The organism is Nocardia sp. NPDC055050, from assembly GCF_053608345.1.
Genome location: NZ_JBSGVG010000032.1, coordinates 26636 through 43531, shown reverse-complemented (window position 1 = coordinate 43531; position 16896 = coordinate 26636). Strand labels below are relative to the sequence as shown.

Genomic DNA, 16896 nt, shown 5'->3' with positions numbered 1-16896 from the left:
GGGACAAGCGGTGACCGACCCCAACCACAAAGCCTCACGAATCACTGGAACAGCGAAGAATTCATGCACAGATTTTCGTGCGCCTACACCGGATGTTGCGAAGCGCACGGCGTCAGCAGGTACTGACACCGGGTCGGCCCGCGAGGCGGTCGCCCATCCATTGCAGGGCGCCGGGCAGAGAGAGCGGGCTGGTGGCGACGTGGGATACGCCCAGGCCGATCGGATCGCCGGGCAGGGGAAGTTCGCGGTAGGTCACCTCGGCGCCCTGTGCGCACCAGTCGGCGGCGACCTGCCGAGCGGAGTAGGTCGGGACCAGTTCGTCGTGAGCGGTGGCCTGCACCAGGACCGGGGCGTTGGGGCGCAGCCCGCCGGTTCGGTCGGCGCGCAGGTGAGCAGACCAGTCGGGATCGGCCAGTAGTGCATCGGCGATGGTCTGTCCGGTCGTGGTCCATGTCCGAGTATCGCGAAAGCCATAGGTGAGCACGGTTTCGGCCACGCATTGGCCCGAGGTATCGGTGAGCATCTGCTTGCCGGCATCGTTGAGCAGGCGCCCGACGGCCGCGGCGAGGCCGGGATCCTCGTCGATGGCACCGTTGAGGTAGTAGCCCATCGCCCCGGTGAGTGACCCACCTTCGAAGTGGTGCAGCTCAGCCTCCGCGCTCACGACCGGCGCGCCCGCATAGGTCCCGGCCAGCAAAAGTTCAGGTGCGTAGTCTGCAGCTAGTTCAGCCGCTGCCGCGACGGAACCGCCGCCCTGCGAGTATCCCCAGAGTCCAACGGGCGCATCGGTTTCCAGCCCTGTGCCGGCGAAGTTGCGCGCGGCGCGCGCGGCGTCGAGAACGGCGTGGCCGGACGCCGCCCGAGAGAAATAGGTGTGCGCGCCGGGCGTGCCGAAGCCTTGGAGGTCAGGGAGCACAACTGCGGCGCCGAGTGCGAGCAAAGGGTAAATCGCCGCGTATTGCTCGTATTGCACGCCGAGGTCCAGTCCACCGTTGTACTGCGCCAGATAGGCCAGGGTGTTCGACGGTGCGCACTGGTCACCTTGACCCTGAGTTCCTGGAGCGACCACGATGACCGGGCGCTGCCCAGGTCCCTGCCAGGGCAGTGTCGGGCGCAGAAAGGCCCCTGTCACCGGTATTGCGGCGCCGTTGCGGTCGGTGCTGGCATACATGAGCCGGGTCGTGTCGGCCGGGATCGGCCCGCTGCTTCCAGCCACGGTGAGCGGCAGCGCCATCGGTTCGCTCTTGATGACCGAACCCGGCGAGGCCGGGACGCTCGCCGGGGCTTCGTAGAAGGACATGTCCCCGGCAGAGCCCAGCGGCGGCTCCGCATGCACCGGGGAGGGCGAAACAATCCCGCCGACAAGAACTCCGGCCACCATCGCAGCAATTCCGATCCTGCCCCGGGTCATCACTGTCCAGCCGCCTTCCCGCGCACTATTGACTGGGTGCCAATATATGAGGGGCGGGGCGATCCAGGACCGAAATCGGCAAGATCAACCACCGGATAATCAGTTGCGCTTCCCTCCGGACCAGCTCGACCAACGACCTCGTGGGCGAGGCCTTGAGCGATAGTTAACCGTTAGCTGCATGATTGCCAAGCGCTGAAACTGTCCTGCGTGTCGTACTTCGACACGCCGACGGCCGGACGACTTCAAGGCGAGGGTCTACGCAGTCCCAGCAGAGGACACAGGCGAGGACAAGACCGCGTGGCATCACCGCAAGGTCAGGCGCAGAGGAGACACGCAAATCCGCTGGTAGACAACTTCAGTGGACCATGTCAGCGCGTTCCGTCTGTGACCGTTTTGGTGACCGTTTTGAGCGTGACGAGCCGGTATCCCAGGTGATCTCCGGTGACGGCAGAGGCCCCGCCTCGGATGTCTCCGACACGGGGCCTCAAACGAAAAGGGCTGCTACGAGCTACTTTTTATGCAGTCGACACCACTACTTCTGCGCGGCCTTGAACTCACGACGACGCCGGTGCAGGATCGGCTCGGTGTAGCCGTTGGGCTGCGTGGTGCCTTCCAGGACCAGTTCCTTGGCGGCCTGGAACGCGATGTTGTCATCGAAATTCGGGGCCAGCGGGCGGTAGGTCTTGTCGTTCGCGTTCTGGCGGTCGACGACCGGGGCCATCCGCTCGAGGCTGGCGATCACGTCGGCCTCGGTGACGATGCCGTGGCGCAGCCAGTTGGCGACCAGCTGGCTCGAGATGCGCAGGGTGGCACGGTCTTCCATCAGGCCGATGTCGTTGATGTCGGGCACCTTGGAGCAGCCGACACCGTGATCGATCCAGCGGACCACGTAGCCCAGGATGCCCTGGGAGTTGTTGTCCAGCTCCTGACGCTTCTCCTCGTCGGTCCAGTCGGTGGACTGCGCGAGGGGGATCTCGAGGATCTGGTCGACGGTGGCGCGCGGGCCGCCCTTGGCGATCTGCGACTGCTGCTTGAACACGTCCACCAGGTGGTAGTGGGTGGCGTGCAGGGTGGCAGCGGTCGGCGAGGGCACCCAGGCAGTGTTGGCGCCGGCCTTGGGGTGGCCGATCTTCTGCTCGAGCATGCCCGCCATCAGATCGGGCATGGCCCACATGCCCTTGCCGATCTGTGCCTTGCCGGGCAGGCCCTTGGCCAGGCCGGTGTCGACGTTCCAGTCCTCGTAGGAGGTGATCCAGGTCTGGGCCTTCATCTCGGCCTTGCGGACCATCGGCCCGGCCTCCATGGAGGTGTGGATCTCGTCGCCGGTGCGGTCGAGGAAGCCGGTGTTGATGAACACCACGCGGTCCTTGGCGGCCTCGATCGACGCGGCGAGGTTGACCGTGGTGCGGCGCTCCTCGTCCATGATGCCGACCTTGAGGGTGTTGCGGGTCAGGCCGAGGACGTCCTCGATCCGGCCGAACAGCTCGTTGGTGAACGCGGCCTCGTCGGGGCCGTGCATCTTCGGCTTCACGATGTAGACCGAGCCGGTGCGCGAGTTGAGACGAGTGTTGTCACCGTTGAGCGAGTGCACGGCGATCAGCGAGGTGATCAGGCCGTCCAGGATGCCCTCGCCGACCTCGTTGCCCTCGGCGTCGATGATCGCGTCGGAGGTCATCAGGTGACCCACGTTGCGCACGAACAGCAGCGAACGACCGTGCAGGACCAGCTCGGAACCGTCGAGCGCGGTGAACACGCGGTCGGGGTTCATGGTGCGGGTGAAGGTCTTGCCGCCCTTGGAGACTTCCTCGGCCAGGTCGCCCTTCATCAGGCCGAGCCAGTTGCGGTAACAGACGACCTTGTCGTCGGCGTCGACCGCGGCGACCGAGTCCTCGAAGTCCATGATCGTGGTGAGCGCGGACTCGAGGACGATGTCCTTGACACCGGCGGTGTCGGTGGAGCCGATCGGCGAGGTGGCGTCGACCTGGATCTCGATGTGCAGCCCGTTGTGCTTGAGCAGGATCGAGGTCGGGGCCTCGGGGTCGCCGAGGTAGCCGACGAGCTGCGACGGGTCGGCCAGGCCGATGTCGGTGCCGTCTTCCAGACCGATCTCGAGCTCGCCGTCGACGATCTTGTAGTACGCCGAGCCGAGGTGCGAACCGGTGATCAGGGTGACCGCGTCGTCGAGGAAGTTGCGGCCCCACTCGATGACCTTGTCGCCGCGCACGCGGTTGTAGCCGCTGCCCTTCTCCGCGCCGTTGGCCTCGGGGATGGCGTCGGTGCCGTAGAGCGCGTCGTAGAGCGAGCCCCACCGCGCGTTGGCGGCGTTGATCGCGAAGCGCGCGTTCATCACCGGCACCACGAGCTGCGGGCCCGCGGTGGTGGCGATCTCGGTGTCGACGTTTTCGGTGGCGATCTGGAACGCGGCCGGCTCCGGCTTGAGGTAGCCGATCTCGGTCAGGAACTGCTTGTAGGCGGCCTTGTCGTAGCCGGTGCCCGGGTTCTCGCCGTGCCAAGCGTCGAGCTTGCCCTGGAACTCGTCGCGCTCAGCGAGCAGAGCGCGGTTACGCGGGGCGAGGTCGTTGATGATCTGCTCGGCGCCGGCCCAGAACGCGGCGGAATCTACGCCGGTACCGGGGAGCGCCTCGTTCTCGATGAAATCGTGAAGAACGCTCGCCACCTGGAGCCCGCCGACCTGAATCCGCTCTGTCATCTACTGCCTCACTTTGGTGAAAACCGGGTGGGAAAAGTCGATGTCATGTTACCCGTGGGTAGAGGTGACACCTCGTGTGGGTTCGAACGCCCTGCGGCCTCCGTCCATTCCGCCACGCCGAGCCACCGAGGTCGGAGGCATGGGCGCGGCGGGTCACCCCTTGATTGTAGGTGCGCGGGCAATTAATGTACTGATCGGAACATTAAGTCGCGTGCCGGACCGAACGGAGGCGCCGTGACCACCGAACCGGTATCGCCCGTGCGCCGTCGCGGACGCCCTCGTGCCACCGAGCGCGCCGACACCCGCGAGCGGATCCACGACGCCGCGCTCGAGCTGTTCGCCGAACGCGGATTCCACGCCACGGGTGTGGCCGAGATCGGCGCGAAAGCCGACGTCCAGCGGGGTGCGCTGTACTACCACATCGGTTCCAAGGAAGACCTGCTGTGGGCGATCCTGCGCGACTACACCCGGCTGCTGCTCGCCGACGCGGAACGCATCATCGAGGCCGATGCCGACCCTGTCGAGACCCTGCGCCTGCTGATTCGCAGTCACGTCGAGCTGATCGTCACCCATCGGCGCGCGGTGGCCGTGCACCTGCGTGACGCCGACGCACTCACCCACGAACACGCGGTCGTGCTCCAGCAACTGCGCGATCGGCTGCAGGGCCACTGGCAAGACGTGATCGACGCGGGCCACGCAGCCGGGCAACTACGCACCGCCGACCACATCGTCACCAACGGCATGCTCGGCATGCTCAACTCCCTGGGCTACTGGTACCGCGAGCGCGGCTCCCATTCCCCCGCCGAGATCGCCGACATCCTCACCGACACCGTCCTGTCCGGGCTGCGCGCCACGGGCGACAACACGAAAGGCTGACCATGGCTTGGGATTTCGAGACCGATCCGGAGTACCAGCGCAAACTCGACTGGGTAGCGGAGTTCGTTCGCACCGAGGTCGAGCCCCTGGATCTGCTCTACCCCAACCCCTACGACCGCGCCGACCCCGAGATCCGGGCGCTGATGCGGCCGCTGCAGCAGCAGGTCAAGGATCAGGGCCTGTGGGCCTGCCATCTCGGTCCCGAGCTCGGTGGTCCCGGTTTCGGCCAGCTCAAGCTGGCACTGCTCAACGAAGTGCTCGGTACCTCGATGTGGGCGCCGCTCGTCTTCGGCTGTCAGGCACCGGATTCGGGCAATGCCGAGATCCTGGCGCACTTCGGCACCGAGGAGCAGAAGGCGAAGTACCTGCAGCCGTTGCTCGACGGCGAGATCGGCTCCTGCTACGCGATGACCGAGCCCACCGGCGGCTCCGACCCGACCGCGTTCCGCACCACCGCGGTGCGCGACGGTGACGAGTGGGTCATCAACGGCGAGAAGTGGTTCAACTCCGCCGCCGAATTCGCCACCTTCCACATCGTGATGGTCGTGACCGACCCCGAAGCCGAACCGCACCAGCGGTTGTCGATGTTCATCGTGCCCGCCGATGCGCCCGGTCTCGAGCTGGTGCGCAACTTCACCGTGCCCGGGTTCAGCGAACACGAAGGGCATCTGCGATTCACCGATGTCCGGGTGCCCGCCGATCATCTGCTCGGCGCGGAAGGCGCGGGGTTCATCGTCGCGCAGACCCGGCTCGGCGGCGGACGCGTGCACCACGCGATGCGCACGGTCGCGTTGGTACGCAAGGCCTTCGACATGATGTGTGAGCGCGCGGTGTCGCGCCCGGCCCGCAGAGGTGTCGTCGGCGGCTTCCAGATGACCCAGGAGCGCATCGCCGACAGCTGGATCCAGATGGAGCAGTTCCGCCTGCTGGTCCTGCGCACCGCGTGGCGCATCGACCAGGCCCAGGACTATCGCGCCGTCCGCAAGGACATCGCCGCCATCAAGATCGCCATGCCGACCGTCATGAACGACATCGCCCGCCGCGCACTGCATCTACACGGCGCGATGGGCGTGAGCACCGACCTGCCCTTCCTCGACATGACCACCTACGCCGAGGTCATGGCCATCGCCGACGGCCCGACCGAGGTGCACAAGATCACTCTCGCCAAGGAAGTGCTCAAGAACTACGCGCCGGGAGATCCGGTGTATCCGAGTGGCTACCGACCGGCGCTGCGCGAACAAGCCCGCGATCTGGTGGCGCGCAGGCTCGAACACGAGGTCGGCAACCACTGAAGGTCCCCGATCGCGGGGTAGGCACGAACTAGCCTGCCTCGCATGGGTGGTGTCAGCAATCCCGGGGACAACGGCACGCAACGATCACCTGCCGGGACCGAGGACGAAGCGGTCCCGGCACATCCGGTCGCGAATCGTCGTTCGGTCAACAAACCGGTGTTCCTCATCGCGGCGGGCACCGTGCTGGCCTTCGGGATCTGGGCACTGGCCTCACCGTCGAGCGCCGAGACCATCGTCGGCGAGGTCAAGACGTTCACCACCACCTGGTTCGGCTGGTGGTACTTCGTGCTCGCCACGGCCATCCTCGGCCTCGTCGTTTTCCTCGGCGCCAGCCGGTACGGCCGCTACCGGCTGGGACCGGCGGAGTCACGGCCGGAGTACAGCCTGTTCTCCTGGACGTCGATGCTGTTCGCGGCGGGTATCGGCATCGACCTGATGTTCTTCTCGGTCGCCGAGCCCGTCTACAACTACCTGCGTCCCCCGCTGGGTGAGCCGGGCACCAACGAAACGGCCCGCAACGCGGTGGCCTGGACGATCTTCCACTACGGCATCACCGGTTGGGCGATGTACGCGCTGATGGGCGGCGCACTCGCCTACTTCGCGTTCCGCCATAACCTGCCGCTGACGATCCGTGCCGCGCTCTATCCGATCTTCGGCAAGCGCGTACACGGCCGGTGGGGCGACGCGATCGACGTGGCCGCGGTGCTCGGCACCATCTTCGGCATCGCCACCTCGCTGGGCATCGGCATCGTCCAGCTCAATTACGGACTGCACCAGATGTTCGGGATCCCCCAGGGCAAGGCCGCCCAGATCGGGCTGATCGCACTGTCGGTGGCCATCACCACGATCTCCGCTACCACCGGCGTCGACAAGGGCATCCGGCGATTGTCGGAGCTCAATGTCATCATGGCGATCGCGCTGCTGATCTACATCCTGGTGGCGGGCAACACCGATTTCCTGCTCAACGGCCTGGCCCAGAACGCGGGCGACTACCTGTCGACCTTCCCCGACCGGACCCTCGACACTTTCGCGTGGGAGCGCAACCCCGAGACGGCGAACGCGCCGTCGACCTGGCTGGACAGCTGGACGTTGTTCTTCTGGGCCTGGTGGGTGGCCTGGGCACCGTTCGTCGGCCTGTTCCTCGCGCGCATCTCGCGCGGACGCACGCTGCGCGAGTTCATCTTCGGCGTGCTCGTCGTGCCGTTCAGCTTCACCCTGATGTGGATCTCGATCTTCGGCAACAGCGCGCTCGAGGTCGCCAGGGACGACCGAGCCTTCGCCGAGAAGACCGCGGACCGAGCCGAACTCGGCTTCTACTCGCTGCTCGAGAAATATCCCGGCGCGACACTGTTGCTCGGCGTCGCGACCATCACCGGGCTGCTCTTCTATGTGACCACCGCCGATTCCGGGTCGCTGGTCATGGGCAATTTCACCTCGAAGCTGCCCGATCCGATGGCCGACTGTGCCACCGGCACCCGCATCTTCTGGTCGGCCGCGATCGGCGTGCTCACCCTGTCGATGCTGTTCGCCGGTGCGGGCGGGTCCATCACGACCCTGCAGAACGCCACCATCATCATGGGGTTGCCGTTCTCGTTCGTGTTGGCGCTGATCGGCATCGCGCTGCTGCGCGCTGTCCGCAACGAGTCGTTCAAACTCGACAGCTACCGCACCTCGTTGCCCAAGGCTTTCGCCGCGGGCCGTGGACCGGCCGAACTCAGCAGTTGGCGTCGCCGGTTGCTCTCGACCATCAACTACCCGGGGCCCGCGGCCACCCGCAAATTCATCAGCGGCACCGTCGATCCGGCGATGCACGATGTCGCCGCGGAGTTCGAGCACATGGGTATGACGGCGACCATCGACGATTCCCAGTCCAACGAGGGCCTGCCGTCCCCGCGCCTGCTGGTCGATCAGGCCAGTGAGCCCCGGTTCGAGTACGGCATCTGGCCGGTCTCGGCACCGGCCCCGACCTATGCCGTGCTCGCGCAACGGTCCGGGGATCGCTACTTCCGCTGCGAGGTCTACCTGGCCGAGGGGTCGCAGGGCTACTCGCTCAACGGCTACAGCCGCGAGCAGATCATCGGTGACATTCTCGACCAGTACGAACGCCACCTCGGCTATCTGCACCTGCGCCGCGCGGCGAGCGATCACCACGAGCCCGAATCCGGCGACGTCGACAGCACCGAGCGCGAACTGTGAAGGGATCAGCATGAGCGACACTCTCTATATCGACGGTTCCTGGCGACCGTCAGCGTCCGGGCAGACGCGCGAAATCCGCTGCCCGGCAGACGATTCCCTCGTCGGGGTCGTCGCCGAGGCCGGCCGCGACGACACGGTCGCCGCGATCATCGCGGCCCGGCGGGCCTTCGACGAAGGCCCGTGGCGCCGCACCGGCGCCGCCGAGCGGGGCGACCTGCTGCTGCGGGTCGCCGACGCGATCGACGCGCGACGAGACGAGTTCGTGCGCGCCGAGACCCTCGACACCGGCAAGCGCCCCTACGAGTCCGACATCGACATGTCCGACATCGCGAACTGCTTCCGGTATTTCGGCAAGCTCGCCGCCGACGACGCGGGCCGGATCGTCGACGCGGGCTCCCCCGACATCGACTCCCGCATCGTCTACGAACCGGTCGGGGTCTGCGGGTTGATCACGCCGTGGAACTACCCGCTGTTGCAGGCGGCCTGGAAGGTCGCCCCGGCGTTGGCGGCAGGCAATACGTTCGTGCTCAAACCGGCTGAACTGACTCCCCACACCGCGATTCTGCTGATGTCGGTGCTCGATGACCTCGGCGTGCCCGCCGGGGTGGCCAATCTCGTGCTCGGCGCGGGCGCCACCGCGGGTGCGCCGCTGTCCGAACATCCCGATGTCGACCTGGTCTCGTTCACCGGCGGGCTCGCCACCGGCAAGATCATCGCGCGCGAGGCGGCCGCGACGGTCAAGAAGGTGGCACTCGAGCTGGGCGGCAAGAACCCGAATGTCGTCTTCGCCGACGCCTGCGACACCGACGAACGGCTGGCCGCGAGCGTCGACAACGCACTGAACGCGGCCTTCCTGCACTCCGGTCAAGTGTGTTCGGCGGGCGCGCGCCTGGTCGTCGAGGAATCGGCACACGACCGTTTCGTCGACGAGTTGGTGCGCCGCGCAGAGCAGATCCGGCTCGGCTTGCCCTTCGCCGAGGGGACCGAAACCGGGCCGCTGATCTCGGCCGCCCACCGCGACAAGGTGAACGCCTACGTCGAGCAGGCCCGCGCCGAGGGTGCCGTCATCCGCACCGGTGGCGCGTTCGCCACCGGCGACCGAGGCTCCGGAAACCTCGACAACGGGTGGTTCTACCTGCCGACCGTCATCGACGACGCCACCCGCGCGATGGCGTGCGTGCACGACGAGGCGTTCGGGCCCACCGTGACCGTGGAGACCTTCACCACCGAAGACGAGGCCGTCGCCATCGCCAACGACACCGAATACGGGCTCGCGGGCGCGGTCTGGTCCGGTGATGCCGCGCGCGCCCGCCGCGTCGCCGCCCGGCTGCGGCACGGCACGGTGTGGGTCAACGACTTCGGGCCGTACCTTCCGCAGGCCGAGTGGGGCGGTTTCGGCCGCTCGGGTGTCGGGCGCGAGCTCGGTCCGTCCGGCCTGCACGAGTATCGCGAGGCCAAGCACGTCTACGAGAATCTCCGGCCGGGCGTCACCGGCTGGTTCGCCGATCGGGAGGAACAGCGGTGACCACATACGATTACGTGATCGTCGGCGGCGGTTCCGCGGGAGCGGCCGTCGCGGCACGGTTGTCGGAAGACCCGTCGGTGACCGTCTGTCTGCTCGAGGCGGGACCGTCCGATGTCGACGACCCGGCCGTCCTGCGACTCGATCGCTGGATGGAACTGCTGGAATCGGGCTACGACTGGGACTACCCGATCGAGCCGCAGGAGAACGGCAATTCGTTCATGCGCCACGCCCGCGCCAAGGTGCTCGGTGGCTGCTCCTCGCACAACAGCTGCATCGCGTTCTGGGCTCCGCGTGAAGATCTGGATTCCTGGGAACGCGAGCACGGCGCCACCGGGTGGGGTGCGGACTCGGTGTATCGGCTGTACCCGCGGATCGAGACCAACGACGCCCCCGGCGAGCACCACGGCCGCGGCGGCCCGGTGCACATCATGACGGTGCCGCCGCACGATCCGTGCGGTGTCGCCTTGCTCGACGCCTGCGAGGCGGTCGGTATCCCGCGCGCCGAGTTCAACGCGGGACGCACAGTCGTCAACGGCGCCAACTTCTTTCAGATCAACCGGCGAACCGACGGAACGCGCTCGTCGTCGTCGGTGAGCTATCTGCACCCTCACCTCGACCGGCCGAACCTCACCATCCGGACCGGCGCGTGGGCCAAGAAGATCGTGATCGAGAACGGGCGGGCCGTCGGGGTCGACATCACCGACAACGCGTTCGGCCGCACCACCCGGATCACGGCGAACCGTGAGGTGATCGTCTCCGCCGGCGCCATCGACTCGCCGAAGCTGCTCATGCTCTCCGGCATCGGGCCCACAGTTCACCTGCGCGAGAACGGCATCGAGGTGGTCGTCGACTCGCCCGGTGTCGGCGCGAACCTGCAGGACCACCCGGAGGGTGTGATCGGTTTCGAGACGACACGACCGATGGTGGACAGCTCCACCCAGTGGTGGGAAGCGGGTATCTTCACCCCGACCGAGGACGGCCTCGACCGGCCGGACCTGATGATGCACTACGGCAGTGTGCCTTTCGACATGCACACACTGCGGCAGGGGTATCCGACCGCCGAGAACACCTTCTGCCTGACGCCGAATGTCACCCATGCCCGCTCACGCGGCACGGTGCGCTTGCGCTCGCGCGATTTCCGGGACAAGCCGAAGGTCGACCCGCACTACTTCACCGACCCCGACGGTCACGATATGCGCGTGATGATCGCCGGTCTGCGCAAGGCGCGCGAGATCGCCGCGACCGCACCGCTGTCGGATTGGGTGGCGCGTGAGCTGTATCCGGGGCCGGAGGCGCAGACCGACGCCGAACTCGCCGATTACGTCCGCCGAACCCACAACACCGTCTACCACCCCGTCGGCACGGTCCGCATGGGCGCGGTCGACGACCCGATGAGCCCCCTCGACCCCGAGTTGCGAGTCAAGGGCGTCGAGGGTCTGCGCGTCGCCGACGCCTCGGTGTTCCCCGCGCACACCACGGTCAATCCGAATATCACCGTGATGCTCGTCGGCGAACGCTGCGCCGAACTGGTCGCCGCCGATCGGACGTAGGTCAGCCGAGGACCGGCCCGTCCCCGCGCAGCAGAACTCTGTGCCCCGAAATAAATCAGCCGACATTTCGGACACGGTGTGCCACCATGATTTCACGCAGGTGATTCGCATCGGGCGAGGAACCGACGAGCAGCATCGAGAGGAGGAGACGGCCGTGAAACAGCAAGCGCCACAGCGAGAATCGGATAAGACCTATCGCCGCGCGAGTTCGGTCCATCGCGCGATGCGCCTGGATATCGATGGCTCCGGCCGTTTCCTGATCGTGGCCTGACGGGCCCGACCCGCCTCCGCTCCCGACGTTCACACCTCTCTCGAAACATGGTGATTCCCATGATGATTCGTCATGCCGTCGACCCGACGGCGCCCGCTTCCGACACCTGGATACACACGAGGGTGCTCGTGCTCAATGCCAGCTACGAGGCCCTCGACGAGATCACCGCCGATCGGGCCGTGACCTTGCTGATCAGCGGCGCCGCCGAGACCGTGATCGAGCGGGCACCCCGGTTCCCGATCCGCTCGCAGCATCTGGTCATCGCGTTGCCCGAGACGATCCGGCTGGTGCGCTACGTCTACCTGGCGCACGTCACGCCGATCGGTGACGACAGCCGCGCCACCCTGGCCGGCGTGTTGCGTCGCGACAAGCACCGCTGCGGCTACTGCGCCGACTGGGCGCACACCGTCGACCACATCCGCCCCCGCAGCCGGGGCGGACCGAACACCTGGAGCAATCTCGTCGCCTGTTGCGCACCGTGCAATTCAGGCAAGGCCGACCGCACCCCGGAAGAGGCGGGGATGCGGCTGCTGTGGGAGCCCAAGGCTCCCGACCCGCTCGCTCGCAAGCAGCGCCGGATCTGGAAGGAGTACGCGCCGTGACCACCACCGACCTCGCACTGACCGAACTGCTGACCCTGTCCGATTCGGGGCAATGGCACCGCGCCGCCTGCCGTGGTGACCCCAACCACGAGGCGTGGTTTCCCTACCCGTCGCAGGACTTCGACTACGCCCGCAAGATCTGCGCCGGGTGCCCGTTGCTCGCGGGGTGCGCGGAGTACGCGGCACAGACGGGTCAGTCAGGGGTGTGGGGTGGTCGTGAATACGATCGCGGCCGCGTGATTCGCGCGTGACCGGCAGCGCCGGGTGTCCGCTGTGGCACCCGGCTCTGCGCGTCCGGCACGCACTGCACGGTTGCATGCGTTGCCTCGACCGAGGCTGACCACTCTTGTCACCTGCTGTGACCTGCGGCGATGCGCACCGGTATGCGCTGTGCTGCGGTTGCGCGCGGTGTCCTTAAACTTGCCGCGTGGGTACGCATCGCAACGGGACCAGTTCTCGAAGTATCAGCAAGGGTCCGGTTATCGCGGCATCGGCAATCGTGCTGGTGATCATCGCCGTCTTCGCCTGGGTCCAGCTCAGTGATCGTGCGGCGACCACCGATGTCGCGGCCGCCGCCGAGTGCGTCGAGGGGGCCTCACAGCTCGACGTCACCGTCGATCCGGCGATCTCGGGCCCGGTGCGTGCCGCGGCCGACCGGTTCAACGCGACCAAGCCTCGGGTGCGCGACCACTGCGCGCAGGTGAAGGTGTCGGCCCGCCCGTCGAGCGCGCTGGTCGCCGGTCTCGCCGACACCACGAAATGGGATCCGGGTCTCGGTCCGCAGCCGGGGCTGTGGATCGCCGATTCGAGCCGGTCGATCGAGCTGGTTCGGGTGCCGGGTCTGATCGAGGGCACACCCGCCTCGATCGCCACCAGCCCGATCGTGCTCGCCGTGCCCGATGCCCTGCGTCAAGCGCTCGAACAGCACCAGATCTCCTGGGCCGACCTGCCACGACTGCAGCAGGGCTCACTCGACGAGGTCGGCCTGTCCGGCTGGGGTGGGCTGAGCATGGCACTGCCCGCCGGTGACGCCACGACCGCCGCCGCCGCGTCCATCGGCGCGGCGATCTCGGGCACCGAACCGTTGACCGAGCAGGCCGCCAAGTCGGGTCAGGTCGTCGCCGCGATCTCCGGGCTCGCCGCCGGCGCGCAGGCACCGGCCGACTTGATGACCGCCATGTCGGAGATCAGCGCGAATCCCCTCGACGACGATGTGCACGCGGTCGCCGCGACCCAGCAGCAGCTCGGCACCGAGGGTCTCACCGCGTTCCGGCCGGTCGGCAGCGCGCCGCTGGCCGATTATCCCGCCGCGCTGATGTCGGGTCCGTGGGTCGACAAGACCCAGAATCTGATCGCGTCACGATTCATCGACTTCCTGCGGGCCCCGGAGCAGGCGGGTGCGCTCGCCACCGAGGGCTTCGGACCCGCCATCGGTTCGGCACCGGCGAATCCGCCGCGCGCGGCACTGGAGAAGGTGCAGTCGACGCTGGCCAACCCGGTGCTCGGGGTGAACGCGACGGTCCTGCTCGACGTGTCGTCGTCGATGGGTACCGCCGAGGGCTCGACCACCCGGCTGTCGAACGCGATTGCCGCGGTCGCCTCCACCCTGCAGGTGATGCCGCCCGACTTCGGGCTCGGCCTGTGGACGTTCGGCAAGAACCTCGACGGCACCACTCCGTACAAGGTGCAGGCGGCCACCGAGCTGCTCACCGATTCCCAGCGCAATGCGGTCGGCTCGGCGGTCACCGCGGTGAAGCCGAGCCAGCTCGCCGCGGATCAGGCCTACCCGAGCCTGCTCGCCGCCTACCGCGCCGCGGTGGCCGGTTACTCCCCCGGTCGCACGAATTCGATTCTGCTGATCACCGACGGTCCCGACGACGATTCGACGCTGACCGGCACCGCGCTGGTCGACGAGATCACCGCCGCGACCAAGTCGGGCAAGCCCATTCGCATCGACATCGTCGTGGTCGGCGGCCAGGGCACCCAAACCCTGCAGACCCTCGCCGACCAGACCGGCGGGACCTACACCCGCATGCCGACGAGCAACGACCTCGGCTTCGGCACCGCGGTCGTCAAGGCGCTGACCACGCCGTAGGTCACCGGCACGGCGGCCGCTACAGGGAAACCCGCACCAGTGCACCGGATTCCATCGCTACCCAGAGGTCACCGGCAGCGTCGACGGTGAGTCCGTGCGGTTCGGCGCCCGGTAGGTCGAGATGAGTGATCGTGCCGTCGGTGGTGATCCGGCCGAGACGGCAGCTCGCCCACTCGGTGAACCACAGCGCACCGTCGGGGCCTGCCACGATCGCGTGCGGGCGGGCGTCGGTCGCCGGGAGCGCGAATTCGGCGACGGTGCCGTCGAGGTCGATGCGCCCGATCGCACCCGCGCCGATTTCGGTGAACCAAAGTGCGTCGTCGGGGCCCGCGGTGATGCCGACCGGCGCGGCCGCGGGCGTGGGGATCGGGTAGACGCGCAGCGCGAGGTCGGTGTCGACACGGGCGATCGCGTTGCCCTGGTTCACCGTGAGCCACAGCGCCCCATCGGGCCCGGGCGTGATCATCGAGGGCATACCGTCGACCTCGACGCGCGTGAGGTTGCCGTCCGCGGCCAGCCGCCCGACCCGACCCGCCTGTAATTCGGTGAACCAGAGCGCTCCGTCCGGCCCGGCGCACGCACCGTAGGGACCTTCCACGGACAGGCTCGTCACCCCACCGTCGACGGTGATCCGCCCGAGCCGACCACCCTCAAACTCGGTGAACCACAGGTCATTATCGGAACCGGCGACGATCACCGTCGGTTGCCCGTCGGACTGCGCGAGCGGATAGGACCGCACGATCCCCTCCGCGCAACGTCCGATCACACCCTGCGTCACCAGCGTGAACCACAGCGCCCCGTCGGGCCCGACAGTGATCCCGTACGGAGCGCCGGGCACGTCGATCACTTGCACGATCTCAGCCAAAGTCCTCAATTCCCTTCTGTATTCCGCGGAAACGGCGGCGCAGCGCCCGGTCGTGCGACACCACGACCACCGCACCCCGATACTCGCTCAGCGCGCGTTCGACTTCCTCGACCAAGGTCAGCGACAGGTGGTTGGTCGGCTCGTCCAACAGCAACAGGTCGTGTTCACCGGCGAGCACACCGGCCAGCGCGAGCCTGCGCCGCTGACCTTCCGAGAGGGTACCGACCTCACGATCGAGCAGTTCGGGGGCGAACAGCCCTGTCGCCAGCAATGAATCGCGCCCGAATCCGTAGGTGTCGGTGACACTTCGGGCCGGATCGAAGCGCTCGTCCTGGCGCAGGTAGCCGATGCGTCCCGGTGCTGCCGCGTGGATCGCGTCGAGCAGTGTCGACTTGCCCGAACCGTTGGGTCCGTGGATCAGCAGCCGCTCGCGCGGGCCGAGCGTCAGCGCGCCGAGGTGGAACTCCACGCCGCTGCCTGCCGCGAATCGGCCGCGGAACCGCAACGGTTCGGGTGGTCGCGGCACCGGATCCTCGCGCAGCCGGCGCAGGCGCTCGGCCGTATTGCGCACCCGCGACGCGACCGAGCTCTGCACCCGCCCGGCATTGCGGTCGTAGGCCATCTTGTTGTTGTCGGTCATCGCGCGACCCGGCGCGACCTGCTGGGCAGTGCTCGTGGCGAACTCCTCGAGCCGCCCGATCTCGCTACGCCACTGCGCATAGGCCTGTTCCCAGCGAATGCGCGCGGCCGCCTTCGCCGTCAGGAATCCGGTGTAGCCGCCGCCGAAGCGGGTCAACGCGCCGTCGGCGACCTCGAGCACCGCGGTGACCACCCGATCGAGGAAGGTCCGGTCGTGCGAGACCAGCACGACTGTGCCCTGATGGGTGCGCAGGCGGTGTTCCAGCCAGGTGAGCGCGGCGTCGTCGAGGTGGTTGGTCGGTTCGTCGAGCAGGAGCACCTCCGGCGAGGCAGCGAGCAGGCAGGCCAGCCCGAGGCGGGCCCGTTCGCCGCCGGACAGGCTGTCGAGCGGTCGGTCACGGCCGATACCCGCCACTCCGAGTCCGTGCATCGACGCGTCCACCCTGGCATCGGCGGCGTAGCCGTCGCGCGCCTCGAAACGGGCGAGCAGCGCGCCGTAGCGGTCCATGTCCTGCGCTTCGGCGGCGGCTTGCATGCCTGCCTCGAGTTCGCGCAGTTCGGCCAGCGCCAGTTCGATGGCCGCACCGACTGTGTCGCCGGGCAGTGTTTGCGCGAGGTGGCCGATCCCGCCCTCGGCGGTGACGGTGATCGTGCCCGCGTCGGGTCGAGCGAGCCCGGCGAGCAGGTCGAGCAGGGTCGATTTGCCTGCGCCGTTCTCGCCGACGATGCCGACGCGTTCACCGGGCCGGATCGAGGCCGAGATGGTGTCGAGCACGGGCCGGTCCGCATAGGACTTCGAGACTCCGCGCAGGGACAGTTGAGTGGTCAAACAGTGCTCCAATCGCTACTCGTGTAGCTTTAACA

13 protein-coding genes are annotated in these 16896 nt (G+C 67.6%); 9 read left to right on the top strand and 4 right to left on the bottom strand.

The genetic code is table 11. The features are described 5' to 3' along the window. Positions 1-112 precede the first annotated feature (112 nt). A complete protein-coding gene (locus ACWGCN_RS26830) occupies positions 113-1300 on the bottom strand; it encodes an alpha/beta fold hydrolase (RefSeq protein WP_452458856.1) in 1188 nt (395 codons plus the stop codon). Positions 1301-1943: 643 nt separating this feature from the next. After that, complete coding sequence (locus ACWGCN_RS26825; protein ID WP_387447420.1) at positions 1944-4121, bottom strand: malate synthase G; 2178 nt, start codon at positions 4119-4121, stop codon at positions 1944-1946. 234 nt (positions 4122-4355) lie between these two features. Between ACWGCN_RS26825 and ACWGCN_RS26820 the strand changes: the two genes are divergently transcribed. From ACWGCN_RS26820 to ACWGCN_RS26780, 9 genes are all read left to right on the top strand, one after another. Beyond that, complete coding sequence (locus tag ACWGCN_RS26820; RefSeq protein WP_452458855.1) at positions 4356-4997, top strand: TetR family transcriptional regulator; 642 nt, start codon at positions 4356-4358, stop codon at positions 4995-4997. 2 nt (positions 4998-4999) lie between these two features. Continuing rightward, positions 5000-6289 (top strand): acyl-CoA dehydrogenase family protein, encoded by a 1290-nt coding sequence (locus ACWGCN_RS26815; protein ID WP_379312258.1) that lies wholly within the window; start codon positions 5000-5002, stop codon positions 6287-6289. Between the two features lie 42 nt (positions 6290-6331). Then, complete coding sequence (betT, locus tag ACWGCN_RS26810) at positions 6332-8485, top strand: choline BCCT transporter BetT (protein WP_452458854.1); 2154 nt, start codon at positions 6332-6334, stop codon at positions 8483-8485. Between the two features lie 10 nt (positions 8486-8495). Further along, positions 8496-10010, top strand: a complete 1515-nt coding sequence (locus tag ACWGCN_RS26805) for an aldehyde dehydrogenase family protein (RefSeq protein WP_379312260.1) — start codon at positions 8496-8498, stop codon at positions 10008-10010. Beyond that, positions 10007-11560 carry a GMC family oxidoreductase gene (locus ACWGCN_RS26800; RefSeq protein WP_452458853.1) on the top strand — a complete coding sequence of 518 codons (1554 nt, stop codon included), beginning with the start codon at positions 10007-10009 and terminating at the stop codon, positions 11558-11560. Before ACWGCN_RS26805 ends, ACWGCN_RS26800 begins: the two co-directional genes overlap by 4 nt. 40 nt (positions 11561-11600) lie before the next feature. Then, on the top strand, positions 11601-11831 hold the full coding sequence (locus tag ACWGCN_RS26795) for a hypothetical protein (protein WP_452458852.1): 231 nt from the start codon (positions 11601-11603) through the stop codon (positions 11829-11831). A 59-nt stretch (positions 11832-11890) separates the two neighbouring features. Continuing rightward, positions 11891-12433 (top strand): HNH endonuclease, encoded by a 543-nt coding sequence (locus ACWGCN_RS26790; protein ID WP_452458851.1) that lies wholly within the window; start codon positions 11891-11893, stop codon positions 12431-12433. Continuing rightward, complete coding sequence (locus tag ACWGCN_RS26785) at positions 12430-12684, top strand: WhiB family transcriptional regulator (RefSeq protein WP_378991918.1); 255 nt, start codon at positions 12430-12432, stop codon at positions 12682-12684. Before ACWGCN_RS26790 ends, ACWGCN_RS26785 begins: the two co-directional genes overlap by 4 nt. Before the next feature lie 176 nt (positions 12685-12860). Next, positions 12861-14528 carry a VWA domain-containing protein gene (locus ACWGCN_RS26780; protein ID WP_452458850.1) on the top strand — a complete coding sequence of 556 codons (1668 nt, stop codon included), beginning with the start codon at positions 12861-12863 and terminating at the stop codon, positions 14526-14528. 19 nt (positions 14529-14547) lie between these two features. Here the strand turns inward: ACWGCN_RS26780 and ACWGCN_RS26775 are convergent, their stop codons facing one another. Further along, entirely contained in the window at positions 14548-15402 is an 855-nt protein-coding gene (locus ACWGCN_RS26775) for a Vgb family protein (protein WP_452458849.1), read from the bottom strand. Continuing rightward, entirely contained in the window at positions 15386-16873 is a 1488-nt protein-coding gene (locus ACWGCN_RS26770) for an ABC-F family ATP-binding cassette domain-containing protein (protein WP_452451373.1), read from the bottom strand. Before ACWGCN_RS26770 ends, ACWGCN_RS26775 begins: the two co-directional genes overlap by 17 nt. Positions 16874-16896: the final 23 nt, after the last annotated feature.

Excerpts from the sequence above, each read along its gene's own strand:
- ACWGCN_RS26830 (WP_452458856.1), bottom strand. The coding sequence starts at position 1,300 with ATGTCCTTCTACGAAGCCCCGGCGAGCGTCCCGGCCTCGCCGGGTTCG.
- ACWGCN_RS26805 (WP_379312260.1), top strand. The coding sequence starts at position 8,496 with ATGAGCGACACTCTCTATATCGACGGTTCCTGGCGACCGTCAGCGTCC.
- ACWGCN_RS26815 (WP_379312258.1), top strand. The coding sequence starts at position 5,000 with ATGGCTTGGGATTTCGAGACCGATCCGGAGTACCAGCGCAAACTCGAC.
- betT (WP_452458854.1), top strand. The coding sequence starts at position 6,332 with ATGGGTGGTGTCAGCAATCCCGGGGACAACGGCACGCAACGATCACCT.
- ACWGCN_RS26790 (WP_452458851.1), top strand. The coding sequence starts at position 11,891 with ATGATGATTCGTCATGCCGTCGACCCGACGGCGCCCGCTTCCGACACC.
- ACWGCN_RS26825 (WP_387447420.1), bottom strand. The coding sequence starts at position 4,121 with ATGACAGAGCGGATTCAGGTCGGCGGGCTCCAGGTGGCGAGCGTTCTT.